The sequence below is a fragment of the Virgisporangium aurantiacum genome, from assembly GCF_016863635.1.
Taxonomy (GTDB): Bacteria; Actinomycetota; Actinomycetes; order Mycobacteriales; family Micromonosporaceae; genus Virgisporangium; species Virgisporangium aurantiacum.
Genome location: NZ_BOPG01000075.1, coordinates 72,373 through 97,657 on the forward strand (window position 1 = coordinate 72,373; position 25,285 = coordinate 97,657).

Here is a 25,285-nt window from a genome sequence, read left to right on the forward strand (position 1 = left end):
TGGCCACGCTGTCACCCAACGGTACTTCACCCACACGCTTCCGATCACGGAGCTACGAATGAAGGTGCTCATCGCCGTGTACCAAACGTTGTCGACACCGCCCGCGGATGCGTACCGGTCCAGTAGGCCACGGCTCGACACGCGTGCTCGACAACTCCTGGACGCGCCGCTCCAACCGACCGTTTCGCCATCACCGGAACCGAATGGCCAAACCCGGCGACAGCGCCAGCTCCCTCACCCGCAGCCAACGCGCAACGGTCGACCAGCATTGGGCCGTAACCCGGCCACGACAGCAGCGTCCGCATTCGTGTCGGGCACGGGCGACCCATCCTCAACTACGACGCCATTGGGAAGGTGACAACCATGCTCAAGCACGCCACCGCCAGTGTCTTCCTCTTCGCACGCCAAGACGACGACTGGCGTATCGGCCTGATCCACCACACACGTCTGCACCGTTGGATGCTGCCCGGCGGCCACGTCGAACCGCATGAGAACCCCGCCGAAACCGCGGTACGGGAGACCCGCGAGGAGACCGGCTGGACCACGCAACTGGTCACCACGCACTCCAACGGCCTGACCGCCGCCGCCCTCGGCGTACCCATGCCGGTCTGGATCACCGAACCGTGCGTGCCAGCCGAACCCCGCTACCCACACCCACACATCCACGTCGACCACCTGTACGTCGCCGTAGCTATTGGAAACCAGCCGGACACCCCTGCGGAATTGCGGTTCGGCTGGTTCAGCCAGGACAACCTGGCCAGCCTCCACATGTTCGACAGCAGCCGACGCCGCGCCGTGCTGCTCTTCGACCACATCGACGACCTTGTCACCAACCACACGACCACTGGCGCGACCACCATCGCTACCCTCGGTGCCCCGACATGACGACGATCGAAGCTCATCCACTCGGCCCACGACGAACTTGCCCATTTCGAACGCGATCCACTTCTGCCGCGGTTCGGTGTCTTACCTGCCGTGCGGGGCACCATTGCAAGACCACTGTTTCCATGGCCGATTCGTGGTCAACAGTTGCCGTCCATCGGACTGGAGTCAGCCGAGTTGCCAGCCGTGGTGTTGCCACAGGGGTACGTATTCGGCGGGGATGAGGAGCCGGTCCTCGGGATAGACGATGTCGATGTATCCCTGGGGCGGGACGAGGCGCCGATCGTTGCGGCTGAGGTCGAGGACCCACCGGTCCGGCGGTTGGCGGCGGGCGAGGAACCGCAGTTCGAAGGGCTGTAGCCGCAGCGGGTCGCCGGCTTCGTGGAGGCCGAGGTGCTGGCTACGGGCGTTCTGGGTCCAGGTCCTGGCGTTGCGGAGGGCCGGGACGGTGGTGGCGAGGTCGGCGGCGGTGCCGGGTTGGGGGACGGCGTCGAGCAGCGACGGGGCGGCGCGGAACGGGTTGATGTTGGGCCAGATGAAGTACGGGGTGACCCAGCCGAGTTGGAGGAGCCGTTCGTTGTAGGACAGCAGCCGCTGCCCGGCCGGGGTGTCGGGCTGGCTGGGGTGCAGGTAGCCCAGGAGGCGGCCGTAGCGGTCCATGACCTCGCCGGCGAAGGCGATGAAGAACCGGAACGTCTGCGTGGTGTGGCCGAGGGCGGTCAGGTCGCCGGCCACGAGGCTTTCCAGTGCGCGGGTGGCGGCGGCGCCGTGGCGGGCGTGATTGTCGGCGAGATCGGGCGCGGCCAGGTCGGTGATGCGGTGGCGCAGGGCGTGGTCCAGCGGCGTGCCGAACGGTGGCAGGTCGGCGGCGAACGGGTCGGTCAGCACTTTCTGCCAGCGGGGATCGTTGATCGGCAGGAACGGCCGTTTGGTGCCGGGGAGATTGCAGCTGACTTCGGGGGCGTCGACGCCGAGGAACCGGACCCCGAAGTTGCCGTCGGCCTCGACGGTGACGGTGTCCCCGTCATGGACCTGTTCGGCCACGCTGCCCCGACCGGCGCCATGCCGGCCCAGCAGCGCGGTGCCGACGACGAGGCCGGAGTCCAGTTGCCGGATCGCGTTCGCCATGCCGACCTCCCGATCAACCCATCACCAGACCAACCACCCGGGATACGTCGCAGCGTAGAACCGGAGAACGCGCCGGTCTGGCAAACCCGCGTCCGATCCCCGACAGCGCGTTCGCGACGCAGGCGCCGTGTACTCCTGCCAGCGGCTTGATGCCATCTCGCCGGCGTTGATCAGCTCGGTGGTCGACCCGAGACGAACGGTGCGGGCATCGACGCGGTGCTCCCGTCACGCTCGATCCGACTGATACCGTCCGTTCGCGGTCCCGACGAGGAGAGCCTCCCCAGGACGCTCGTCGGCGCCGTTCACAGTCCCCGCACACCAGCCGTCGGTGAGTTCGCGAGCGAACCGCGCCGGTGGCAGCTGGAAGAGTGGATGGCCAGATCCATCGACGGGGCCGTGACGCCGGTTCGACGATCGACATGATCAGGCATGGTCCCTTCAAATCGCCGCCCTTGGGAGGCCTTTGGAGGTACAAGTCCGCGTCGTCGCTCTCCTGCAGTTCATGAGAGCGGTCCAGAAGAGGGCACCCGAAGGCCGGCACCAACTGCCCTCAGGCGGCCACCTCGGTGGTCGTGTCCGAGGCGTCCGCTTCGGCGAGGTCAGCCAGCTGGACGGCATGCTGTTCGAGTTCAGTGATGAGCGCAGGCATGGACGGCAGCCACCGGTCAACGTCGGGACCAACGAGCTGGTACCAGACGACGAGTGCGCCGGTACCTCCCACCTCGACGCGCCAGCATCCGTCCCGGGTAGTTGTGAGTTCTCAACGAAATTGATCCAGATGCGAGGCTGCCGAGCTCCGGCGGATCGGATTCGGTGAGAAAGTCTGGTCAGGGCCCGTCTCATTGAATCTGGTCCGCTGCCGGATCAGTTTTTCACCCTTCCCGCGCTTCACCGCTACCGCACATTCGATCAGAAGTTTCCGCGGTCGGCGGGTTGACGTCCAATGAGATCGCTGGCTTTCCATCACTGGTCAAGCCGAACCGCCGTATCCGATCAGCGTCGAGATGATCCCCCGTTTGGTCTCGCAGCCGGGCGAGGTCGTTGAGGGCGCTGGTCTCGCCACAGTTGACCGCCTGCAAGAACAGTTCCGCGGCACCGGCATGGTCATTGAGATCATTTCGCATCTGAGCCAATTCCCGCAGCGCCATGGTGTCGCCATGCTCGACAGCTCTCTGGTAGAGCGCCTCGGCACCGCTGTGGTCTCCGGCTTCCGCGCGACGCGCCGCGAGGATGACCAGCACAGCAGTATCGCCGAGGACAGCCGCGCGCATCGCCAGGGCCTCAGCACCGGCATAGTCGCCCACTTCGACGCGGATGTCCGCCAGGTCCCCAAGTGCAAAGAGATCACCGCGGTCGACAGCGCGTTCGACGAAGGCTTCCGCGCGACTGCGTTCGCCGAGGTCATTGCGCAGATAGCGGGCAAACTCGGTGACTGCGTTCGGGTCGCCACGGTTGGATGCCTCTAAAGCCAGTGCCTCAGCACCTGAATGGTCGCCGGCTCGGTCCCGCAATCGGGCCATTAACCCCAGCGCCTCCGGGTCGTCGCGCTCGACGCCCTGCACCGCAAGGGCCTCAGCGGTGGCGTAGTCCCCGTGCCTTTCGCGCAGATGGGCGAGGACACCCAGGGGGACGAGGAACTCATACTCCGCGGCTTGTCGTGCCAGCGCTTCAGCGCCCATACGGTCGCCGGCTTCCTCCCGCTGCATCGCCACCCACAGTAGTCCGATGGGATGACCAAGATCAGCAGCCTGAATGGCGAGGGCCTCGGCACCAGCGGTGTCGCCGGCCCGTCCTCGTAGCGCGGCTAACCCGCTCAGTGCGGCAGGATCGCCGCGGTTGGCGGCATCTCGATACAGTCCTTCGGCTGCGGCATGGTCGCCGGCCGCCTTTCGTACCTCGGCGCGGTCGAGCGTCGGGGCGGTATAGCCAAGGTCGGCGGATCGCATGGCGAGGGCCTCCGCCCCAGCGTGGTCGCCGGCCCGTTCCCGTAACCTGCCCAGTTCGCGCAGGGCGCTGCGGTGGCCGCGATCGGCCGCGTGCTGGAACAAGGTGGCGGCGTGCTGGTAACGGCCACGAGATAACGCCTGAATACCGAGTTGATCTAGTACTTCTGGGTTGGTGATGGTGGCGGCAGCGGTCCAGAACGAATCGGGCGGAAACACCGCAGCGCGTTCCGTGTGGCCGGTCTGTTCCAGGGCGTCGGCGAGGCGGTAGTGCGGGCCGCCTGCGGTGGCGAGTTCGGTGGGTCGGGGGCGGATCCGGGTCAGTGGACCGGGGACCCCATGGCATGGGTTCCCGGTGAAGGCGAGCGCTCGTTCCAGCCAGTCGTCGCCCGCCTGATCCCACTGGTGGTCGTCAAGGTAGCCAGGGGCGGCGTGTTCCAGTAGGGCGTGCGGAATAGCTGGTGGATGGCCTAGGCGGCGCGCGTCGATGGCGACGTCCATGATCGCGCGGGCGGCTGGTGTCTCAGGGTTTCGGTAGCGGGCCAGCAGTTCGGGCACGCCGGCGAGGTGCTGGGTAATCCGAGCGTGTGGGGCGTGCTCGGTGGCGTGCTGCAGCCGTGGATTCGGCCGTCGTCACCGCGTCCGGTGAACTGGACATGGAGTCCGCGGACGAACTTCGGGACGGTTTGGCCGACGCCATTGCCGCTGATCCGCGCCGGCTCGTCATCGACCTCAGCGACGTAACGTTCGTCGACTCCACCATTCTGGGTGTCCTCGTCGGCGCGCGTAGCCGGCTCGGTCGCAACAGCGGCCGCATCCACTTGGTGATCAGCAATCCGTTCGTCCTGCGGTTATTCCATCTGACTGGGCTCGATCAGGTCTTCGCCATCCACTCCACCCGTGGCCAGGCGTTGCCGCCCGCGTAGCCTGCGCCGACGGCGTTTCGCGAATCGGCAGCTGGCCGGCACGGTCGAAACATTGCACACCACGACGTTCACGCGGGTGGCGCCAAGGCGTGCGCAAGCCAATCGGGTGGGTGCTCTGGTCGGTACTGTCGGTGATGGTGGTGGCGGCGTAGCGTCGGGCTCAGACACGCCGAGGTAAGTGGAGGCCGCCCATGCAGACCATTTCGATCGGCGGTGTCGGCGACGGCACGATGACGGTGATGCTGCGCGGCGAGGTGGACTTCACCAACGCGGCCCCGCTGGTCGATGCGGTGCGTGGCGCGGTCGCCGAGCGTTGTCCAACGGCGGTGCTGGTGGACATCGTCGAGGTGACCTTCCTGGATTCCTCCGGCATGAGCATGCTGGTCCACGCGATGCGAGCCGCCAGGGAGGTAGGGGCGGAGTTCCGCGTCGAGCGGCCCAGCGACAGGGTTTTCGACCAGTTGCGTCTCGCCGGCCTGTTGGAGGCCTTCGGTCTGGGCATTGCTTCCGATGACGGATGACCGGCCAACACGTGCGAACCTGTCCCCGATGGAGGTCGACCGAGGCCATTCGCAGCGGATGGTCGAGTTCGAAGTCCAGATTGGGCAGGCACGGCTCAGCCTGGAGGTGGTGGCTGTCGCCATGCACAGCGAGACGGTCATGGCACCGAGTCACCGCATCCCGCGGGAAATCTGTCAGTACACGGCCGGGTGCCGGCCGCCGCTAGCGCGACGGCTCCGCCAGCGCGACCAGCCGCAGAGCCCGGACGCGCCGACGACGCCCAACTCCGACATGGCGCGGTCGACTCCGTGCCAGGGCGGGTAAGGGCCGTGACCATGCTGGACGGACACGAGGGGTACCAGCGGCGGCTTGCCGACATCGACGCCGCGGTCGCCCAGGCCCGGCTGGATCCCGCGGCGATCGTGCAGGCCGCGGCCGGGTTGCTCGCGGGACGGGTCGGCTGTCGGGTCAGTCAGGCGCACGCACATCTGCTGCGGCTGGCCTCCGAACAGAACCGAGCGCCGGCCGCCGTCGCCAGCGAACTGCTCGACGCGCTCGAGAGCCCGGCCGGGGCGGCGGCCCGACGGCTGCGCGCCGCGACCGACCAGGCAACCGCCCCACGGGCGGCGACCCGCCGCCGACACCCACCCCCGGCGCGGGAAGAACCCGTCGGCGACTGGACGCAGATGATGCAACAGGTCCTCGACGCGATGCCGGGCCAGCACACCGCGCTGCTGCCGGTCCACGACGAGGCCGGCAACGAGGCCGGCGAGGCGACTGACTGGCTGCTCGCCGCGGCCAGCCCGACGATGACCGACCTGTCCGGACGCCGCAGCCCAGACATCGTCGGCCGGCGCGTCAGCGACGCGTACCCCACCATGGTCGGCGGACCGGTCTGGCAGGCCTGGTGCGACGCGCACACCGACGGGCAGCCCCGCGACGTCGGGCCGATCCTGTACCCCGGCACGCCAGAACAGGCCCCGGCCCAGATCACCCTCACCGTGCAGGTGCAACCGGTCGGCCCCGGCCTGCTCAACACCTGGGTCCGCCACGACGAGGAGACCCGGCTGACCGAACGGATCGACCAGACCGAACGGCTCGGTCAGCTCGGCTGGGGCGAGGCCGACCTGGTCACCGGCGCGGTCCAGTGGTCGGCCGAGCTGTACCGCATCTACGAACGCGACCCCGACGACGGGCCACTCACCAGCGAGGAGCAGGACGCACTCACCGTGCCCGAGGACGAACCCATCCGTCGGCAGGCGGCCGAGGCGTTCGCACGCGGCGAAACCATCGACATCACCCACCGGATCCGGGTCGGCGGCCGGATCAAACACGTACGCACCGTGGCCGACGCGGTCCGCGACAGCCACAACCGGCCGGTCAAGATCTACGGCATCGTGCAGGACGTCACCACCGCCGAAACCACCCGGATCAAACTCCTCGACGTCGAAGCACAACTGGCCGACCACCAGCGACTACTGGCCGCCGAACACCTACTCGCCGCCCGGCTGCAACACATCGTGCTACCCATCCCGGCCGACCCGATCGACCTACCCGGACTCCGGGTCGCCGTACGCTACCTCCCCGCCGAACAGACCGACCGGATCGGCGGCGACTGGTTCTACGCCGAAACCACCGACGACGGCCACATCGTGCTCGCCGTCGGCGACGTCGCCGGACACGGCATCCACGCCGCCGCCACCATGGCCCAACTACGCCAGGCATTCTCGGCTTTGGCCACCCTGACCACCACCGAACCGGCCCAACTGCTGACCCACCTCAACCGGCTGATCTGCGCCGGCCGCACCGCCCCCACCACCGCCACCGCGATCGTCGGCCGCTACCACCCCGACACAGCCACCCTGCGATGGGCACAGGCCGGACACCCCGCCCCCCTGCGCAGCCGCGCCGGCACCACCACCGAACTACAACGACCCGACGGCATCCTCCTCGGCGCGACCCACAACGCCACCTACGACACGGCCACCATCACCCTCACCCTCGGCGACCTGCTGCTGTTCTACACCGACGGCCTCATCGAACACCGCAACCGCTCACTCGCCGAAGGCCTCACCCCGGTCAAGAACGCCCTGAACCAGATCACCGCCAGCCACACCAACCAACCCCTCGCCGAACTACTCACCCGACTACCCCGAGCCAACCCCGACGACGACACCTGCACCCTCGCCGCCCGACCCCTCCCCACCCGATAACCAGTCCTACGGACGCACGTCGTTGAGGGCCGGACTCCGCCGGCCCAACCCGCAACCGCTCGCACCACCGGCCCACGACCCAACCCGCCCGAATGCGCAGCCGGTCATCCATACCTGCCACTCGGCGTTCGAGCACGAGAACGGTTGGGTCTCCCACAGGCCCAGCTGAGCCGACCCGGCCAGGAACCCGGTAGGCCAGCGGATGAACGACCGTGCCTTCGTCGTCCCCGTCCGACGTGCCTGAGTACCGTGGCCCCGGCTGGTTATGACCGAGTTCGCCGGTTCTGGTCCACTTTCCGTGAATGATCTTTCGGTCGGGATGTCTATCGTGGCGTGGTGATCGACCTACAGGTGCGAGGGGACTCCGGCCCTGTTCTTGCGCATGCATCCGGCTTCGAGTGGACTCAGGATCTGATCGATCTTGACGGCTCGGTGTATCCCATGCTGGCCGGGCTGTGCGCATACCTGGACACCGTCTTCAACCAGCGGCAGGTTCCGATGCTGCTGGCGGAGTTGGAACGGCTGCCGTCCGGCGTGATCCCGGTGGCCGCGGCTGCGGAGATTCGGCGTCTGGCGGCGATGGTTATGGAAGGTCAGCATCGATATCTGTGGTTCTGCGGGGACTGATCGGCGGGCTTGGCGTCACGGGGCCAGCAGTGTCCGCTTGCGGAGGAGTCGAGCTTCGCTCGACCGTACATCTGGTGTTTGATCACTACAGTTCTTTGGAATCACGCGGTGGGCTGAACCCCAGGTCGAGAGCGTTGCCGGGCGATGCCGTCCTGGTTGAGTTCTGCGATGATCGTCGAGGAGAAGTGGCCGGTCCTGGCCCGGCATCAGCGTGCGCTCGAGTGGCTGCGGGTGTGGACCGGTCTGGGTCGTGCGGCTCGGACGATCGACGCGCATGCCCGTGGCTTGGCCGAGTTTTTCGAAGTGTGCGAGGACGCCGGCTCTATGCCACTCCCCCCGTCGTGCACAGAAACACGGGTAGATCGACGCTGATTAATTAATTAGTTACTTCGACCTGAAGTGCGTCCCGAACGCGGAAGGGAGTCCGAAAGTGGTGTAGGACTCGCCGGATGCGGTGCTGTGCAGGAGGTGGAGGTAGGTCCTCCGGGGTCGCTCCGCAGGGGGCCCCAAACCACCGCAGGCTGCGTCGAGCTGCGGCCTCGGCACTCCACAGGCCGAGCCGGTCTGGTTGTCGGGCGCGTAGGTGTCCGGAGCGCGATGGACGACTACTCCGAGTCCGGCGTTCTCGCGCTGGCCGGGGTGACGCTGTAACGGTGGCGTAACGACCCGGTCCGAACCTGTTATCCCCGAGCCACCCCAAGCAGCCACCTCCAAGCCCTTGAGGAGCGACCTGTGATGTTGACGTCGGCCGCCGTCTTGACCACGATTGCAGGCGCGGCGCCGTTCGCCGAGAGCCGCCCGGTCGGCATCGAGACGCTTTGGCTCGCCGACCCGGCCGCCGGTGAGGTGCTGGTTCGGGTCTGCGCGGCCGGTCTGTGTCATTCCGACCTGTCGGTCGTGGACGGCAACCGGATCCGCCCGGTGCCGATGGTGCTTGGCCACGAGGCAGCGGGCATCGTCGAAGCCGTCGGCACGAACGTGACGGCTGTGCGGCCGGGCGATCACGTGGTCTTCGCCTTCGTGCCGGCCTGCGGCGCGTGCGTCCCCTGCCAGTCCGGCCGGCCCCCGCTGTGCGAACCGGGCGCCGCGGCCAATGGCGCGGGCACCCTGTTGTCGGGACGACGCGCCTGGTCGCGTCAGGACGGCCAGCCGGTCAACCACCATCTCGGCGTCTCCGGCTTCGCCGAACACACCGTCTGTGCCGAACAGTCGCTGGTGCGCGTGCCGGTGGAGCTGCCCCTGGACCGCGCGGCGCTGTTCGGCTGCGCACTCCTGACGGGCGTGGGTGCGGTGGTCAACACCGCTCGGGTTCACCCAGGGTCCTCGGCGTTGGTCGTCGGGCTCGGCGGGGTCGGGCTGGCTGCGGTCATGGGTGCCCGGCTGGCCGGGTGCCATCCGATCGTGGCCATCGATGTGACACCGGACAAGCTCGCCCTCGCCGCCGCTGTCGGGGCCACTCACGTGCTGCATGGCGACGACGAAAGCGTGGACGCCGTCCGCGAGCTGACCTCCGGCGGCGTCGATGTCGCCTTTGAAGCGGTCGGCAGCACTGCCGCGCTGGCCACGGCCTACGACGCGACTCGTCGCGGGGGGACGACCGTGGCGATCGGGCTCCCGCATCCGGACCAGCGCGTCGCCGTGCCGGCGCTTAGCATCGTCGCCGAGGAGCGCCGCCTGGTGGGCTCCTACATGGGCTCGTCGGTTCCCCGGCGGGACATCCCCCGCTACATCGCGCTGTACCGGGCGGGCTTGCTGCCGGTCGACCTGCTGGCGGGCAGCACCTTCGCGCTCGCGGAGATCAACGAAGCCATGGACCGGTTGGCGGCCGGCGCGACGGCTCGTCAGGTCCTGGTGCTGTCCTGACGCACGCGATCAACCGGTCAGCTCCGCCAGCCGCCAGCTCGGTGTCACCTGCAGCTCGCGCCGTAGCCGTTCGGAACACTCCTCGAACACCGCGCGAGCGGCCGCCGGCTGGCCGAGCCGAAGGTATGCGCGGGCGAGCAGGCGGTAGGCGGCCTCGTGGTACGGGTCGTCGGCGAGGATCCGGCGCAGGACGGCGACGGCCCGGCCCGCGTCGTCGCTTGCCACGTCGTGGCCGGCGCTGACCATCGCGGTCTGGCGGAACGTGTCGGCCAGTTCGGTGCGGGTGGCGGTGGCCCAGTCGGCGTATGGCGCCTCCTCGGCGAGGAAGTGCCCCTTGTAGACCAGCGTGGCCCGGTGGGCCAGAAGCGCCGCGCGGGCCGGGTCGCGTTCGGTCAGGGCCTGGCCGGACAGTTCTCGAAACTCGTGGATGTCGATGCCGACCCCGTCATCGAGGACCACCCGGTCGCCGGAGCTGTGTACGAAGCGGGTCCGTCCGCGCGGTGGCCGGTCCGGCTCGAGGGCCTCGTTGAGCGCATGTAGAGCGACGCGGAACCGCACTGAGCCCGGATCCACGTTCTCGTCCGGCCACAGCAGGTCGACGGCCTCTTCGCGGCCGACCGATCGGCTTTCGCGGGTGCACATGAGCCAGAGCAGCTCGAGCGACTTGCGCCGCCCCCACGCCGCGCGATCGATGGTGACTCCGTCGCGGCAGGCGACGAAACCGCCCAGGGTCCGCAGGTACAGGCCATGACCACCGGTCATTGCGGGCTGCTGTTCCGGCTGGAGCCGGCGGCCCGGCGCTGGGGCCACCGCCGCGGCGTGCGAACCGGACGCCCGCAGCTGCTTCGCGAGGTACCGCGCATAGCCGCCGACCTCCGCGACCGCTGTCATCCGGTCCACCAGCGCCTGCCGGCTCGCGAGGTCAGGGAGTCCAGTCCACGGCGAGTCCAGCAGCAGGTAGTCCATGCCGTTGCCCTGCATCCCGCGCAACGCGCGGGCCGCATGCTTCTCGAAGGACTGCGACGCACCGATTGTCAGCGCGCCGTGGGCGAGCCAGAGTTCGGCACAGGTGCTCACGTAACGGTCGCCCCGCCCGGTGGCCTCGTTGGCGGCTTGGCGCAGCCACGTCCCGGCGTCAGGATGGGCCACCTGCGCGGCGGCAATCCCGATGGCCAACCGCGCGAACGCCGTGAGGTAGGCGTCGCCGGCGTGCTGGAGGATCTCGAGTACCTCGCATCCGTAGCGCCACGCTGTCGGCCACGCGCCGAGACGGCCGTGCGCGACGCACAGCCCGATGAGCGGCTCTGCCCGGAAGCGCGGGACCTCGATCTCCGTGGCCATCGTCAGGGCCCGGACCAGGTGTTCTGTGGCCTCGGCGGGATCGGGGTCCGGGCCGCAGAGCCGGGCCAATCCCATCCGCGCGGTGCAGACACATTCGATGATCGGTGAGAACAGCTCCCGCCCGGCAGCGATCCCCAGGGCGGCATGACGACGGGCGTCGTCGCCCTGCGCCATGAGGGCGTAGATCCAGGCCCGCAGGGCCTGCTGCTCCCGGTGCGAACGCGGGACCCGGGGCGCCCGGTCCGGACCGTCCTGGTCGACCAACGCGAGCGCACCGGCCAGGTCGCCCCGGCGGACCAGCAACCGCACGCGCAGATGCCGCGGGAGACCGTCGTGGTGCAGACCCGCCGAGCCGGCATCCGCCTCGTCCAGGCGACCTTCGTTGATGTGGCTCTCCACGACCGCATCGTGGTAGAGGCGACGACGCTCGCCGTCCACGTGGGGAAGCATCGTTCGCATGGCATCGAGCGGGGCGGCGGCCTTCGAGGGCATCACCGTGTCGAGATGGACGTTCGTCTCCGCCATCCTGGCGTCGAACGCCGCGGCCAGGTCGCCGGCGTCCGCGGCGAGGACGGCCGCTTGCCTGGCGGCATCCAGCGCCGTGCGGTACCGGCTGGTCAGGCGCAGCGCCGCACTGCGGGCGATGAGGATCCGGGCATGGCGGGCGCGTAGATGCTCGGGCAGCGCCTCCGACAGCTCCAGGAGGGTGACGTAGCGCCCCGCGTGCATCAGGGACGGGCCGAGGCGCGACAGGTCATCGGCCGCCCGGTCGAAGTCGCGTCCGCTGATGGCGTGGGTGAAGGCCAGTTCCAGGCTCCCGGTCGACCGGAAGTGCTCCGCGGCCCGATTGTGATACATCGCCGCGCTCACCGGGTCGCATTCGGCCCGCAGGAAGTCCCGGAACCAGTGTTGGTACCGATGTCCGCCGTGACCGTCGGAGACGCAGTACAGACCCCAGTCGTTGACCAGCTGCAGCTGCGGGCTCGTGTCGCCGACCATGAGCACGTCGCAGATCTCCTTGTCGAAGCTGCTGAGCTGCGCGGTGGCGAGCAGGAAGGCGCGGGTCTGTGCGGAGTGTTGGCCGAGGACATGTTCGCGGAGGTAGCCGTGAATCTCCCGCCAACCGTCAGGCGTCCGCCGGATCAGCTCGTCGAAGCCACTGGCCGAACCCGCCTGCAACAGGCGGCCGGCGAGGTACATGGCAATCGGCCAGCCTTCGGTCACATCGGCGAGCCGCCCGAGTTGCTCACCAGTGAGCGTGAGGCCGTGCCGCTCGATGTAGTAGCTGGACATCTCGTCGCGGTGGAACGCGAGATCGTTGCGGTCGACGCTCGCCACCCACCCCTCCGCCCGCCACCGGTCCAGCTTGGGCAGGGCCGGCCGGGCCTGGGCGCCGATCACGAGGTGCAGGCGGGACGGCAGCCGCTCGACGAACCGGGTGACCACTGCCGAGACCAGCGGATCGTCCACCAAGTGGTAGTCGTCGAGGACGCAGACGGCCTCCGCCGAGGTAATCAGCTCCTCGGCGGCGTCGGCGACGGCGTCGACGACCTCCGGCCAGGTCGACGCGACCCCGCCCGCCGCTTGCAGGACCGGGTCGAGCCGGCCGGCCAGGCCGGGCGCGATGCCGTCGAGGGTCGAGACGAGGTGAGAGATCAGCACGAACAGGTCTTTGTCCTGCCGATCGACGGCGTACCAGGCCGTCGGGTAGCGATCGGCGACCCGGCGGGCGAACGCGGTCTTGCCGTAGCCGGCGTCGGCCTCGATCAGGATCATGGGGTGCACGGCGACCTGACCGACCAGGCGCTCGATGCGTGGCCGAACAGTCTCCGGGCCCGGCTGCCGCGGGACGCGCAACCGCCGCCGGTCGACGACTCGGGCGCCACCGTCCGGCCAACCGGGACCCTGCCGCGGGCGGGAGTCAGGCATCAATGCCGAAACCTTTTCGTCGCATCGCCGGCGGGAACGCCGACCTCGGCAAGCCTGTCATGCAGCGGTCCGCCGCAGCCACCGATACGTCCCGGGAGTATCAAGCGTGCGGTTACGGCGGCGTTACCGGCGCTGCGCGCGTGCGGCCCGGCCGGTGTAACGGGCGGGTAACCGCGGCATTTTAACGTCGGCCGTCACGTGCAGCGGGAGGCTACGCCATGGGTGAAACGGTCGACGCGACCGGAGCGGGCGGCGGGTGGGTCGAGCAGGTGACGGCACCCGACGGGATCAGCCTGCACGCCGAAGGCGGCGGGGACGGTCCGCCGGTCGTCATGGTGCACGGACTCGGTTACGCCTCGTGGGCGGCCGAGCCGATCCGACCGATCTTGTCCCGTGAACACACCTTTGTCACCTACGACAACCGGGGGAGCGGCCGCTCGGACAAGCCCGACGGGCCATACTCGATCCGGCTGCTCGCCGAGGACGCGGTCGCGGTGATCGAGCGGCTCTGCGGCCAGTCGCATCTCATCGGCTACTCGATGGGTGGCTACATCGCGCTCACCGTCGCACTTCGCCGCCCGGATCTCGTCAGCTCCCTAGTGCTCATCGCGACCAGCGGCGGCGGTGGCCACGCCACCGACGTCCCAGAACAGACCCGGCGGGCCTGGGACGCCGCTTCCGGCCTGCCGCCGGGGCCGTTCGCCCGGGAGACGATGCCGCTGTCGTTCCGGCCCGGCTGGACCGATGAGCGGCCACAGGACTTCGAGGACATACTGCGTCGCAGGCTCGCATTTCCGACCCCGCCGGCGGCCTGGCGGGCCCAGTACGGCGCCTGCGCCGACTATCTCGGCAGCGGCGTCCACGTCGAGCGGGTAAGCGCGCCCACCTTGATCATTCACGGTACAGCGGACCGGGTTGTCCCCTTGCCCAACGCGTTCGCTCTCGTCGGCGCGATCCCGGATGCCCGGCTCTGCGTGCTGACGGGCGCCGGGCATCTCACCTGGTTCGAACAGCCGGATCGGGTCGCTGACCTGATCTCCGAGTTCTACCGGTCGCTCCGGCGTACGACCACTGCCGTAACGCGCCCGTAACCGTCCTTCCTACCGTGGGCGCCAGCCCCACGACACCCATACTTCACGAGCAGAAGGGCGACTGATGTCGCATTGGTCCCGTCGCGCAGCGATGACGGTCGCGTCCGTACTCGGCGTGGCGGCGCTGGTCGCCGCCACACCCGTCACGGCGAACGCCACCGGCCCGGTCACCCTCGAGGCGAGCTACACCTCCGTCTCGTACGGCTGGGCCAAAGTCGAGCGCTGGTACGACTCCAACCCCGGTTATATCACCGCCAACTACCCGGCGGACGGCCGCCTCGACCAGACCGGACAACGCAGGACGTTCTTCGGCAACGTCGCCCGACCGGCCATGGGCCGGTACCTGCTCTCGTACGCCCCGGGTTGGAACACCAACGCGAAACCCACCCCCGTGCTCCTGGTACCGGGGGCGTACGAGCACGCCGACATGGCCTGGGCCGACCCGAGCACGTCCCATATCGGGTGTGGCGCCTCGAGCTGTCCGAACACTGGGCTCATGCAGGCGCTGTCCGGCGCCGGCTACAAGGTGTTCGCGCTCACCTTCCCGCACAGCGCGGGCAACAACTACAACCACGCGCAGCAGATCCGTAACGCCGTCCGGACCATCAGGTCGGCGACCGGCGCTCCGAAGGTCGACGTGGTGGCGTGGAGCATGGGCGCGGTGGCCGCCCGGATGTACGTGTCCGGCGTCAAGAAGCCCTGGGGCTCGCCGTACGGGGGCGACGTGCGCAAGCTGATCCTCATCGGCGGGCCGAACAACGGCTGGGACTGGACGTTCCGGCACGGGACCTACCCCGCGATCCTGACGTACGCCGAATGTGGCGGCGCGGCGATCGGAGGGACCGCGGCGCTGGCGCAGAACTGCTACGGCACCCTGTACTCGCATCCGGAACTGACGGCCTACATCACCCCCGCCGGCGACTACTTCCCGGGGATCCGGCAGATGCTCCGGCGCTGGGACGCCACCTACCCGCTCGACCCGGCCGACTTCGACGCGTACACCACCTACAACGGCGGCGTCGGCACCTACAGTTCCAGCCTCGGCATCAACTACGCCATCGGCCAGGGCTCGGTGATCGGACCCATCCGCTCCGCGGGAGTTCCGGCCTCGATCTCCACCTACCTGCTGTGCGGCAACACCGCCGACATCCCGTATCCGTGGCACAACGAGCACACCGGACCCAGCGACGGCACGATCTTCACGGCCAGTTGCACGGACCCGGGCGGCATCGGCGCGGTCACCGCCAACACGACCCTGAGCAACCTGAACCACCTCAAGCTCGCCTGGGACACCTCCGCCAAGAACCAAATCGCCACCTGGCTGAACTGAGCCGACCCACCGCAGACAGGAGCAAGCAGCATGCCCACCTTCGAAGTCGAACCCGGTGTACGAATCGCGTACCAGGACCGTGGCACCGGACGGCCCATCGTGTTCGTGCACGGCTGGGCCGGCGCCGGCGACGCCTGGGACCTGCAGGTGCTCGACCTGGCCGACCGCTACCGTTGCATCACCGTCGATCTGCGTGGACACGGTGATTCCGACAAGCCCTGGGGTCGCTACGACTACCCGATGTTCTGCCGGGACCTGCGAGCCCTGATGACCGGCCTCGACCTGTCCGACGTCACGCTCGTCGGCTGGTCGATGGGCGGCCACCTCGGACTCAAATACGTCGCCACGATCGGCGCGCCGGTCACCCGGCTCGTCATCACCAACAGCGGCCCACGGTTTCACGCCGCCGACGACGTGCCGTTCGGCACGCCACCGGCCGAGGTCCAGGGTCTCGTCGACGCGATCCGCCACGCCCGGACCGAAACCGTCGTCGGCCTCTACGGCAACAACTTCCACCGCACCGACCTCACCGCCACCCGCGACTGGTTCATCCAGATGGGCTGGCGAGTGCCGGCCTTCGTCGGCCTCACCAGCTTCGAGTCCCTCCTCGCCGAGGACGTCCGCGCCGACCTACCACGGATTGAGATCCCCGTCGCGGTCTTCGCCGGCCGCCACGACAAGGTCTGGGATCCCCGATGGTCGGAGGTCGTCGCGGACGGTGTACCCGGCGCCCGGCTCACCTACTTCGAGAACAGCGGCCACGTCGCCTTCATCGAGGACCGCGTCGACTGGAACGAGGCCCTGACGAAGTTCATCGACGCGACCTGACGCGCGGGAAGGCCGCCGACGTCGTCGCGGTCCGATCCGGAGCAGGGTCGGTGCCGGCCTCACGCAGGATTTGCCATACGGCGGACGCGGCGACCTTGGGTGCCCGGGAGGACCTGTGGGCGGAGCCGTTGCAGGGAAGGACGGGGCAGCGGCTGGAGCAGAGCGGCCTGCGGCGCCCGATCGGCAGGCTGGAATCGGATCTGCTGGTCGTTGAGATGGCGCTGCAGCACGAGGAGTTCGGTGTCCTTGTCATGGTCGCTGCGGGGAGAAGCCGCAGCAGCGCGACGAGAGCGGGTAGCGACGACCGCAGGTCCGCGGCCCATTCTGCTGTTCCACGCCGTGAAAATCAGAACGATGCACGCGTGGTCCTCCAAAGCGTCCGCATCGTCTATCCATTCTCGACGCAGGTCGTCACAGTGAGCATCGTCGACCTCGGTCGGGTATTCCCGGTTGATGCGCAGCCGACGAGGCACGCCAACTGGCACGAGTCGAACCACCGCCGTGATAACTGAAGATGGGGCGCGACCCCGCCTCGTCTCAACCGATGGCCAGCACCGCAGCTCCGAAGTCTGCCGGCGAACCGGTCGGCGCCCACGCGGCCAGATGGCTGGGCGCGAGCAACGCGTCGCGGACCAGGGAGAGGCCACCCACCACCTCCGCCGCCTGACCAGGCCCAATCCTGAGCTCCAAGTGCTCGATGCACGCCGACAACGCCTGGGACTGCAATGTCCGAGTGAGGATGTGTCGGAACAGGGGGCTCGAAGCGAGATCGTTTCCAGCGACGACGACCCTGCGTGGGTTGAACCACGTCACCACCGTGGCAAGTCCTCGGCCGAGGGCTTCCGCGGCGCTGTGAACGATCTCAGCACACGCGATGTCTCCGCTCTCGGCACCAGCCACGACCACCGCGAGACCGAGGCCGTCTTCGGCACGAGCGGCCAGGAAGGGGCTTCGGCCCTGCGCGACGGCGCGGCGAGCCTCGGCCTCGATCGCCCACGACCCTGCGAACGCATCCACGCACCCGGAGCGCCCGCAGAGGCACAACCGCCTGGCGTCGTCCGACACGACGATGTGGGTGATCTCGCCGGCGAGCGAGTCGGCACCACGGTGCAGCCCGCCGTTGGAGACGATTCCGCTACCGACACCGTTGCCCAAACGAACGAAGACCAGGTCGGCAGGGGCCTCCGGTTCGGAGGCCGCCCCCAGGGCGGCGAGGTTCGACACGGAGTCCACCCAGACCGGTACCTTCATCCGGTCAATGAACCACCGTCGGATGTCGAAGGTTCTCGGCCAGCGAATCCCTTTTGCCCCCGCGATGACGGGATCGCGACTGCGCCCGGTGGTCACGTCGACCGGGGCGGGCATGCCGAGGCCTATGCCCCAGATCGTCGGCGAGCGGTGGTCGCTGATGAGCGTCTCCATCTGGGCCGCCATCCGTTCGCAGGTACGAGCGGTGTCGTCGGACAGGGTCCACTCGACGCTGCTCTCGCCGAGTGGCGTCAGATCGAGATTCGCGAGCACGACCCGGAAGCCGTCTTCATCCACAGTCGCGACCAATACGTGGTGGTGCACGCCGGTGAATTCCCAGATGTCGGCAGCGCGACCGCCGCGTGATCGTGCCGCCCCCGAGGCGCGAATCAACCCTATCGCCTCGGCCGCCTGCACCCTCAGCGTGATCACGTTCCGACCCAGTCCGGTGGCCTCGGCGAGTTCGGGACGGGTTTGCGCCTCACCGGTCCGGATAAGACGCACAAGCATGGCGACCTGGGCCCACGGATCGGTAGGTGACCCCGCGTTCGGCATGACGCGCCCCTCCAACTCGGGTGCCTTCACCACCGCGTAGGCTCTTCACCGTTGACTTCTGCACGTTTCGTGCATATGATACCGGACACTCGAATCCTATAGGCACAACGAAGGCCCCAGTCGAGAAGGGGGCTTTCGCTGATAGGGCTTCGGACGCACCGCCCGTTCGTCGTGTGACTGTGCCCGCGACGAGCACAACGAGCGCCCAACGCGCTCACCACGCACTAAACCCATAGTTCCGACATTTCGTCACTGCAGGTAGCGCTTTATCCACCTCGTGGCTCGTCGACCCACTCAACCGCGCCTTCCCGGGTCCGACTGGAGAGCAGCGTGCACCAACCTCGACCTGTTATCGGAGATGGGACATGTGAAGCATTCCGCCGAGGTCCGGGACGTGGCCCATGCCGTCGACGACAAGCTGTCCTTCGGTACCAAGCTCATGTGGGCCGCCCCGGTCCTGACCATCACCGTGCGCGTTCACCACCGGAGCCTTCGGCTACATCGCCAACCAGCAGGAGCAGATCGCGCAGGCCACCGTAGGCATCGACGTCGCCACGAACATCATGCCGGCGGCGATGAGCCTGCTCAGGCTGGTCGCCTTCCTCTTTCATCCGCTCAGCGGCAGAGCGAGAAGGCCAAGGCCCGGCTGGTCGCGAATGACACCACCGAGATCGTCGACTGACGTTTCGCGGTACTCCCGACGAGCCGCAACTTCACAGTAGAAGGCTGAGCATGAGTCAGATCAAGACCGCTGTGAGCCTATACAGCCTGCAGGATTCCTACGCCCGGGGTCGTCTCGACCTTCCCGGCGTGCTGAACTTCGTCGCCGGCACCGGCGCCCATGGTGTCGAGCTGCTCAGCGACCAGATGATCAAAAACTCCCCGTACCCGTCCGACGAGACGGTTGCCGCGTGGCGCGAGGCGTTGAGCGCCTCCGGGCTGACTCCGGTGTGCAACGACGTCTTCGTCAACGCCACCATCTACCGCAACCGGACCCTGCGTCCAGCCGAGCAGGCCGTACTGCTCCGCCGGGAACTCGACGTCAGCAAGAAGCTGGGCTTCAACCTCGTTCGGCTGGTGTCCAACACCCGCGCCGACGTGACGCTGGAGGTGCTGTCCTACGCCGAGAGCATCGGCATGCACATGGCCTTGGAGATCCACGCCGCCATGAGCTTCAGCAACAGGCTCACCCGCGAGTGGATCGAGATGATGCACAAGACGCAGTCCGAGCGCCTGGGGCTGGTGATCGACTTCGGCATCTTCTGCGACCGGCGCCCGCGGGTCGATACCAACTATTTCCGCACGATCGGCCTGAACCCCGCACTCGCCGACAAGCTCGACGAGCTATACGCGCAGCACGGCGACACCTATCGAATCTTCACCACTGACGGCTCGGGCGAACGCGTCTACCCCGACGAGGTATCGTCGCTGATCAGGAACGACGTCGACGCGGAGTACGCCTTCTTCTCCACGACATACGAGAGCACACCCCTGAACGTGCTGGATGAGCACTTCGACTACATCCGCCACTGCCACGCGAAGTGCTACGAGGTTCTGCCCGACGGCGCGGAGTACTCGATCGACTACCCCGCGATCCTGACCCGCCTCAACCATCTGGGCTACGACGGCTACCTCGCCACCGAGTACGAGGGCAACCGTTTCACCCCGCTCGATGAACGCGTCGACGACCAGGGCCAGGTTGCCGCGCACCAGGCGATGCTCGCCGCCCATATCGACGACGGGAAGTGAGGGCATGTTCGACAACTACGTCTTCATCGACGGATCCGGCCGCAACGTCGAGAACGGGTTCGAGGTTCAGACCCTGATCACCTACTACCGGGGCATCCCGCTCTCGATGGTCCACAACGTCGTCCTCGAGATCGACGGGTCGACTGTGCCCCGGGAGGAACTGGTGATCTCGCCGGACGGGGACAACTGGTTCACCCTCGACGAGGCCACCACCGTCACGGACTACCGGTGGGAGTACAGCACACCCCTGAGCGTGCGGTGGCTGACCCCGGGTGGGCTGCCGTCCGGGGATCACGAGGTCACGGTGCGGCTGCGCATCCGGACGGCCTACATCCCCCGCCCCTTCGGCGGGGATCGCACCCGCACCGTGTCCGTGTGACACGGCTCGGGCCCGAAGCGAAGATCATCTAACGCGTGAGCCCTCGGGGAAGGAGCCGACCGCATGACTAGAAACGACGTTGACGTGCTGATCGTGGGCAGCGGGCCGATCGGGTCCACCTTCGCTCGGACAATCTCCGATCTCGCGCCCACCCTCCGCATCCTGATGGTGGAGGGCGGTCCGCAGATCACCGACCCACCCGGACGACACGTCAAGACGCTGTCCGACCCGGCGCAGCTCGACCAGGCCCAGATCGCGTCCCAGGGCGCGAACAGCAACAAGTACGAGATGAGGACGCCCACGGCGAACACCGCGGCTGAGGGCGGCCGTCCACCCGTGGTCGCCCGCCCCGGTACCTACCTCCTCGGTGGCGAGGAGGTCGAGTTCACCGACGACGGCATGCCAGCGGCCGCCATGTCGACGAACGTGGGCGGCATGGGCGCGCACTGGACCTGTGCCTGCCCCACCCTCGGTGACGGCGAGCGGCCTGACGTGCTGCCCCGCGCCGAGTTCGACGCGCTGTTCGCCGATGCGTGGCGGCTGCTCCAGGTCACCCAGTCCGCGTTCGAAAGCACCTCGTTCGGCGGAGCCATCCGTGCATCACTGGCGCAGACCCTGGGCGACATTCTGCCGGAGGGCCGCGGTGTCCAGGCAATGCCGCTGGCCGTGAGCGTCCGCGACGGCAACCGCTACTGGACCGGCACCGACATCATCCTCGACTCGATCGCCGAGAGGGGGCACTTCGAGCTCCGCGCCGAGACGCTTCTCCTACGGGTGCTGCACGAGGACGGGAACGCCCGCGGTGCACGTCTTCGCGACCGGCGCACCGGCGAGGAGTACGAAGTCTCCGCGCGGGTCGTCGTCATCGCCGCCGACTCCTTCCGCACGCCGCAGCTGCTTTTCGCCTCCGGAGTGCGCCCCCCGGCCCTGGGCCGGTACCTGAACGACCACCCACAGGCGATCGGGCTGGCCCGCGTGCGCGATGAGATGATCCCACCTGAGGTCCGCGCCCACCGGGTGCCCGGCCAGCTGGACGGCCTCAGCGGGGTGAACTGGATCCCCTACAGCCGCGACGAGTTTCCGTATCACGTGCAGGTCATGCAGCTCGACGCATCGCCCGTGCCGCTGGACGGCCTGGACGAGCCGGTCCCCGGCTCGCTGGTCGGAATCGGAATTTTCGGGTGCAAGGAGCTGCAGGCCGACGACCGGGTCGCATTCGACGAGCACGACCTCGACGCGGACGGCCTGCCGGTGCCCCGCATCCACTACACACTCACGGCCGCCGACCGGGCGACCCTCGAGGGGATGGTGCGCACCATCGACAAGCTCGCGGCGGGCCTCGGCGGGCTGGTCGCCGGCCGGCCGCCCGTCATCCTGCCGTCCGGCAGCTCGCTGCACTACATGGGCACGACCCGGATGGGCGCGACGGACGACGGGACCAGCGTGTGCGACACCAACAGCGCCGTTTGGGGGACCCGCAACCTCTACGTCGGCGGCAACGGGGTCATCCCGACCCCGACGGCGGGCAACCCGACCGCGGCGAGCGTCGCCCTGGCGATCCGATCCGCCCGCCACATCGTCACCGAGCTCGCTAGCCGGGGGTCTGACACTGCGACCGCTGAGCACCCGGCGTTGTCGGACTGCCGATAGTCCGCGCCGAACCGCGACGGCCAGGACAAGGCGCACAAGTGCCCAGCCGTCGTCGACAACAGGATGGAGTTTCGATGCGCAGGATCCGTGCCGCCGTGGTCGGAACGGGCTTCATGGGGTCGGTCCACGCCCGGTCCATCACCGCCGCAGGCGGGGAACTCGTCGCCGCCGTGGGATCGACGCCGGAGAAGGCGCAGCGGGCCGCGGACCTCCTGGGCGCCGCCCGCGGTGTGGGCACCGTCTCGCAGGCGCTGGCCGAAGGGGTCGACGTGCTGCACGTCTGCACGCCCAACGTCACCCACAGCGAGATCAGCCGGCCTGCGTTAGAGGCGGGGGTGGCGGTTGTCTGCGAGAAGCCCCTCGCCACCGACGTCGCCACCGCCGAGGCGCTGAGCGTTCTCGCCCAGCGGTCAGGGGTCGTAGCGACCGTCCCCTTCGTTTACCGCTACTACGCCTCCGTCCGCGAGGCCCGGAACCGCCTGCGCGGACCCGGCCACCCGTCGCCGTGGCTGCTGCACGGCAGCTACCTGCAGGACTGGATGGCCGATGCGGCCACGACAAACTGGCGCGTCGACCCGACCGCGGGCGGCGCCAGCCGCGCGTTCGGAGACATCGGCGTCCACTGGTGCGACCTGGCCGAGTTCGTCACCGGCCAGCGCCTGACCCGGGTCTGCGCCCGCTTCGGGCGGTCGGCCGCGACGCGTCCGGGGCCGTACGGCAAATCGGTCCCGGTGACCACCGAGGACGGTGCGGTGGTGTCCTTCGAGACTGACACCGGGGCGATCGGCTCCGTGGTTGTCAGCCAGGCGACGGCCGGTCGCAAGAACGCGCTGTCGTTCTCCTTCGACGGCCCGGACGCCAGCTACGGCTTCTGCCAGGAGACGCCCGAGTCCCTCTGGGTGGGCGGGCGCGACTTCAACCAGATCGTCCTGCGCGACCCAGCGCGCGCAAAGGCCCCGGCTGGCCGGTCGGCCGTTCTGCCCTCCGGGCACCCCCAGGGCTATTACGAGTGCTTCGCCGACTTCGTCGCCGACACCTACGCGGCCATCCGTGGGGAGCACGTCGAGGGCCTGCCGACCTTCGCCGACGGGCTGCGCGCCGCACGCATCACCGAGGCCGTCGTTACCTCAGCCGCATCCGGGTCGTGGGTGGACATCGCCACCGTTTCCGTCCCCAACGAGACCCGGAGTGCATTGTGAGCGACAACACCGATCCGATAATTACTTCGACCTGAAAAAGTAGGGTTCGTTAGTTTCCTGTGTCGGGGGTGCGCCGGTTGCTGGGGTGCTGGATTGCTTGCGGGGGCGGGTATTCAGCCGTTCGCGGCGGTGAGTGCCGTGATCTTGGTGAGGTTGTGGGCGTAGATGCCGTATCCGCACCAGGTCCGAGCGCCGGTGAGCCCGTCGAGGCGGGTGTGGTGGAGGTCGAAGCGGTGTTTGAGGTGGCTGATTCGGCCTTCGGAGCCGGGTCGCCATTTGATCAGGCGTCGGAAACCGGGTTGACGTTCGCGGGTTTGGCGGTCGTTGCCAGGTTTGCCTGTGCGGGGAATGGCGGACGGTTTTCACACCGGCGTCGTGCAGGTCGGTTTCCACGCTGGCCTCGCCGTAGCCGCGGTCAGCGGTGACCGCGCGGGGTGGCCGGCCGGTGCGGTGGGTGATCCGTTCGTTCGCCGGTGCCAGTTGCGGTGCGTCGGGTGGGTTGCCTTGTTCGACGGTGTGGTCCAGGACGCAGCCTGCGGTGGTTTGGAACCTCCCCCTGCAGAGCGATCCCGGAGGACCTACCTCCATCTCCTGCACAGCACCGCATCCAGCGAGTCCTACACCACTCTCAGACTCCCTTCCGCGTTCGTGACGCCATGGGGCTCGCGCCCGTTAGGCGATCCCGTGGCACGTCTTCGCCATACGTGTCGAGCACGACGTAGGCCGCCCACTCTGTCGTTCGGTTTGAGCGTGCCCGCCTGCTCCTTGGCGAAGAAGCCGCACGCCGCATCGACCCAGGCCATCGCCACATCCAGCGAGAACTCCTGCACGCCACGCGCGGCGAAGAACCTCTCCACGCGACGCCAGCAGCCCCGATACCAGACCATCGTCGAGTCCTTGTAACCCAGACGCCGCAACTCCGCGTCCAACCCCGACACCAGCGCAGACACAGTCGCCATCGCAGCCGACCTCCGATCATGCAGGCCCGGCACCATGCCCGACCCGCGTGATCAGAATCGTGGGCGCGTTATGCGCAGCGCTCGACCCCCAGCTACGCCCTCACCAGGCCCGACAGGCCGGCGCTGCACATAACCCGGCGCTGTTCATTAGGAGCGTTATGCGCAGCTGCGCATAACCCGCCCTGGGGTGTGCCGGTGTTCGTGTCGGTGGTCGCGCCGTCGGCGGTCATGATGCCCGCCTTCAGGAGTGCCTTGACCAGGGCCAGAACCCGCTTGTCTCCGACTCGTCTGCGCATCCGCTTCAGGAGAGCGCAGTGTGCAATGTTGTCGAAGCACGCTTCGATGTCCGCGTCCAGCACCCAGTGGTAGCCCTTGGTGTCGAAATGGTGGATCTCAGCGATCGCGTCATGAGCCCGACGTTCGGGGCGGAAGCCGTAGCTGACCGGCTTGAAGTCTGCCTCGAAGATCGGCTCCAGGACCAGCACCAGGGACGCTTGCACGAGCCTGTCCATCGCGGTCGGAATTCCGAGTCTCCTGAACTTGCCTGCGCTACCAGGCTTGGGAATCATCCGCTCCCGTGCCGGTAGCGGAACGAACGTGCGGGACTTCAGCTGCTCCCGTGCGTTCGTCAGGAGGGCCACGATGTCGGCGGCGTCGGCGATGACGGCCGGGATCACCCGGTCCACGCCGGCGGTGCGCGCTCCCTTGTTACCCCGTACCCGTTCCCACGCGACCATAAGGAAGTCCGGGTGGTGGACGAGGTTGTAGAGGTCATCGAACCGGCGGTCGGGATCATCGACCGCCCATTGGTGCAGCTTGGTCTGCATCCGTCGTACCCGCAGCCGGGCGCCATCAGGGTCTGGCCACAGTTCCCCGGTGTTCACCAGCGTCTCCGTCCCTTGCAGGTCCTCAACTGCGTGAAGCCGCTGGGCCGCTTCGCCATG

21 protein-coding genes and 1 pseudogene are annotated in these 25,285 nt (G+C 68.3%); 15 read left to right on the top strand and 7 right to left on the bottom strand.

What is annotated here, in order from left to right; all coding sequences use genetic code 11:
* Nucleotides 1–363: 363 nt before the first annotated feature.
* Entirely contained in the window at nucleotides 364–885 is a 522-nt protein-coding gene (locus tag Vau01_RS48200) for an NUDIX domain-containing protein (protein ID WP_204007597.1), read from the top strand.
* A gap of 165 nt (nucleotides 886–1,050) precedes the next feature.
* Here the strand turns inward: Vau01_RS48200 and Vau01_RS48205 are convergent, their stop codons facing one another.
* On the bottom strand, nucleotides 1,051–2,010 hold the full coding sequence (locus tag Vau01_RS48205; RefSeq protein WP_204007599.1) for a thermonuclease family protein: 960 nt from the start codon (nucleotides 2,008–2,010) through the stop codon (nucleotides 1,051–1,053).
* Between the two features lie 872 nt (nucleotides 2,011–2,882).
* Nucleotides 2,883–4,511 (bottom strand): tetratricopeptide repeat protein, encoded by a 1,629-nt coding sequence (locus Vau01_RS48210; protein ID WP_204007601.1) that lies wholly within the window; start codon nucleotides 4,509–4,511, stop codon nucleotides 2,883–2,885.
* A 59-nt stretch (nucleotides 4,512–4,570) separates the two neighbouring features.
* Here Vau01_RS48210 and Vau01_RS48215 point away from each other — a divergent pair, with 59 nt between their 5' ends.
* From Vau01_RS48215 to Vau01_RS48235, 5 genes are all read left to right on the top strand, one after another.
* Nucleotides 4,571–4,879: an STAS domain-containing protein gene (locus Vau01_RS48215; RefSeq protein ID WP_204007603.1), complete on the top strand. Its 309-nt coding sequence runs from the start codon at nucleotides 4,571–4,573 to the stop codon at nucleotides 4,877–4,879.
* 191 nt (nucleotides 4,880–5,070) lie between these two features.
* Nucleotides 5,071–5,400, top strand: a complete 330-nt coding sequence (locus tag Vau01_RS48220) for an STAS domain-containing protein (RefSeq protein ID WP_204007604.1) — start codon at nucleotides 5,071–5,073, stop codon at nucleotides 5,398–5,400.
* A gap of 315 nt (nucleotides 5,401–5,715) precedes the next feature.
* Nucleotides 5,716–7,593, top strand: coding sequence for a SpoIIE family protein phosphatase (locus Vau01_RS48225; protein ID WP_239152506.1), 1,878 nt, complete (start codon nucleotides 5,716–5,718; stop codon nucleotides 7,591–7,593).
* Between the two features lie 336 nt (nucleotides 7,594–7,929).
* Nucleotides 7,930–8,220, top strand: coding sequence for a hypothetical protein (locus Vau01_RS63965; protein ID WP_239152501.1), 291 nt, complete (start codon nucleotides 7,930–7,932; stop codon nucleotides 8,218–8,220).
* 735 nt (nucleotides 8,221–8,955) lie between these two features.
* Nucleotides 8,956–10,083 carry a zinc-binding dehydrogenase gene (locus Vau01_RS48235; protein WP_204007649.1) on the top strand — a complete coding sequence of 376 codons (1,128 nt, stop codon included), beginning with the start codon at nucleotides 8,956–8,958 and terminating at the stop codon, nucleotides 10,081–10,083.
* A gap of 9 nt (nucleotides 10,084–10,092) precedes the next feature.
* Here Vau01_RS48235 and Vau01_RS48240 read toward each other — a convergent pair whose 3' ends face one another.
* Nucleotides 10,093–13,353, bottom strand: coding sequence for an AfsR/SARP family transcriptional regulator (locus Vau01_RS48240; protein WP_204007609.1), 3,261 nt, complete (start codon nucleotides 13,351–13,353; stop codon nucleotides 10,093–10,095).
* Nucleotides 13,354–13,571: 218 nt separating this feature from the next.
* Here Vau01_RS48240 and Vau01_RS48245 point away from each other — a divergent pair, with 218 nt between their 5' ends.
* From Vau01_RS48245 to Vau01_RS48260, 4 genes are all read left to right on the top strand, one after another.
* Nucleotides 13,572–14,444: an alpha/beta fold hydrolase gene (locus Vau01_RS48245; RefSeq protein ID WP_204007611.1), complete on the top strand. Its 873-nt coding sequence runs from the start codon at nucleotides 13,572–13,574 to the stop codon at nucleotides 14,442–14,444.
* Nucleotides 14,445–14,535: 91 nt separating this feature from the next.
* Nucleotides 14,536–15,774 (top strand): esterase/lipase family protein, encoded by a 1,239-nt coding sequence (locus tag Vau01_RS48250; RefSeq protein ID WP_204007612.1) that lies wholly within the window; start codon nucleotides 14,536–14,538, stop codon nucleotides 15,772–15,774.
* A 30-nt stretch (nucleotides 15,775–15,804) separates the two neighbouring features.
* Nucleotides 15,805–16,602: an alpha/beta fold hydrolase gene (locus Vau01_RS48255; RefSeq protein WP_204007613.1), complete on the top strand. Its 798-nt coding sequence runs from the start codon at nucleotides 15,805–15,807 to the stop codon at nucleotides 16,600–16,602.
* A 50-nt stretch (nucleotides 16,603–16,652) separates the two neighbouring features.
* Nucleotides 16,653–17,114: a hypothetical protein gene (locus Vau01_RS48260; RefSeq protein WP_204007614.1), complete on the top strand. Its 462-nt coding sequence runs from the start codon at nucleotides 16,653–16,655 to the stop codon at nucleotides 17,112–17,114.
* A 25-nt stretch (nucleotides 17,115–17,139) separates the two neighbouring features.
* Here Vau01_RS48260 and Vau01_RS48265 read toward each other — a convergent pair whose 3' ends face one another.
* Nucleotides 17,140–18,435, bottom strand: a complete 1,296-nt coding sequence (locus tag Vau01_RS48265) for an ROK family protein (protein ID WP_204007615.1) — start codon at nucleotides 18,433–18,435, stop codon at nucleotides 17,140–17,142.
* A gap of 337 nt (nucleotides 18,436–18,772) precedes the next feature.
* Between Vau01_RS48265 and Vau01_RS48270 the strand changes: the two genes are divergently transcribed.
* The 5 genes from Vau01_RS48270 (at nucleotide 18,773) to Vau01_RS48290 (ending at nucleotide 23,382) form a co-directional block, all read left to right on the top strand.
* Nucleotides 18,773–19,087 carry a hypothetical protein gene (locus tag Vau01_RS48270; RefSeq protein ID WP_204007616.1) on the top strand — a complete coding sequence of 105 codons (315 nt, stop codon included), beginning with the start codon at nucleotides 18,773–18,775 and terminating at the stop codon, nucleotides 19,085–19,087.
* A 50-nt stretch (nucleotides 19,088–19,137) separates the two neighbouring features.
* The gene (locus Vau01_RS48275) at nucleotides 19,138–20,154 is read left to right on the top strand and encodes a sugar phosphate isomerase/epimerase family protein (protein WP_204007617.1); all 1,017 of its coding nucleotides are present in this window, start codon (nucleotides 19,138–19,140) and stop codon (nucleotides 20,152–20,154) included.
* Nucleotides 20,155–20,158: 4 nt separating this feature from the next.
* Nucleotides 20,159–20,533 carry a C-glycoside deglycosidase beta subunit domain-containing protein gene (locus Vau01_RS48280; RefSeq protein WP_204007619.1) on the top strand — a complete coding sequence of 125 codons (375 nt, stop codon included), beginning with the start codon at nucleotides 20,159–20,161 and terminating at the stop codon, nucleotides 20,531–20,533.
* Between the two features lie 63 nt (nucleotides 20,534–20,596).
* On the top strand, nucleotides 20,597–22,183 hold the full coding sequence (locus Vau01_RS48285) for a GMC oxidoreductase (protein WP_204007621.1): 1,587 nt from the start codon (nucleotides 20,597–20,599) through the stop codon (nucleotides 22,181–22,183).
* Nucleotides 22,184–22,257: 74 nt separating this feature from the next.
* Entirely contained in the window at nucleotides 22,258–23,382 is a 1,125-nt protein-coding gene (locus Vau01_RS48290; RefSeq protein WP_204007623.1) for a Gfo/Idh/MocA family protein, read from the top strand.
* A gap of 113 nt (nucleotides 23,383–23,495) precedes the next feature.
* Here the strand turns inward: Vau01_RS48290 and Vau01_RS63970 are convergent.
* From Vau01_RS63970 to Vau01_RS48300, 3 genes and pseudogenes are all read right to left on the bottom strand, one after another.
* Nucleotides 23,496–23,916: pseudogene (locus Vau01_RS63970) on the bottom strand (transposase); the annotation flags it as partial.
* A gap of 83 nt (nucleotides 23,917–23,999) precedes the next feature.
* The gene (locus Vau01_RS48295; RefSeq protein WP_204007625.1) at nucleotides 24,000–24,332 is read right to left on the bottom strand and encodes a hypothetical protein; all 333 of its coding nucleotides are present in this window, start codon (nucleotides 24,330–24,332) and stop codon (nucleotides 24,000–24,002) included.
* A 101-nt stretch (nucleotides 24,333–24,433) separates the two neighbouring features.
* Complete coding sequence (locus Vau01_RS48300) at nucleotides 24,434–25,168, bottom strand: reverse transcriptase domain-containing protein (RefSeq protein ID WP_204007627.1); 735 nt, start codon at nucleotides 25,166–25,168, stop codon at nucleotides 24,434–24,436.
* Nucleotides 25,169–25,285 lie beyond the last annotated feature (117 nt).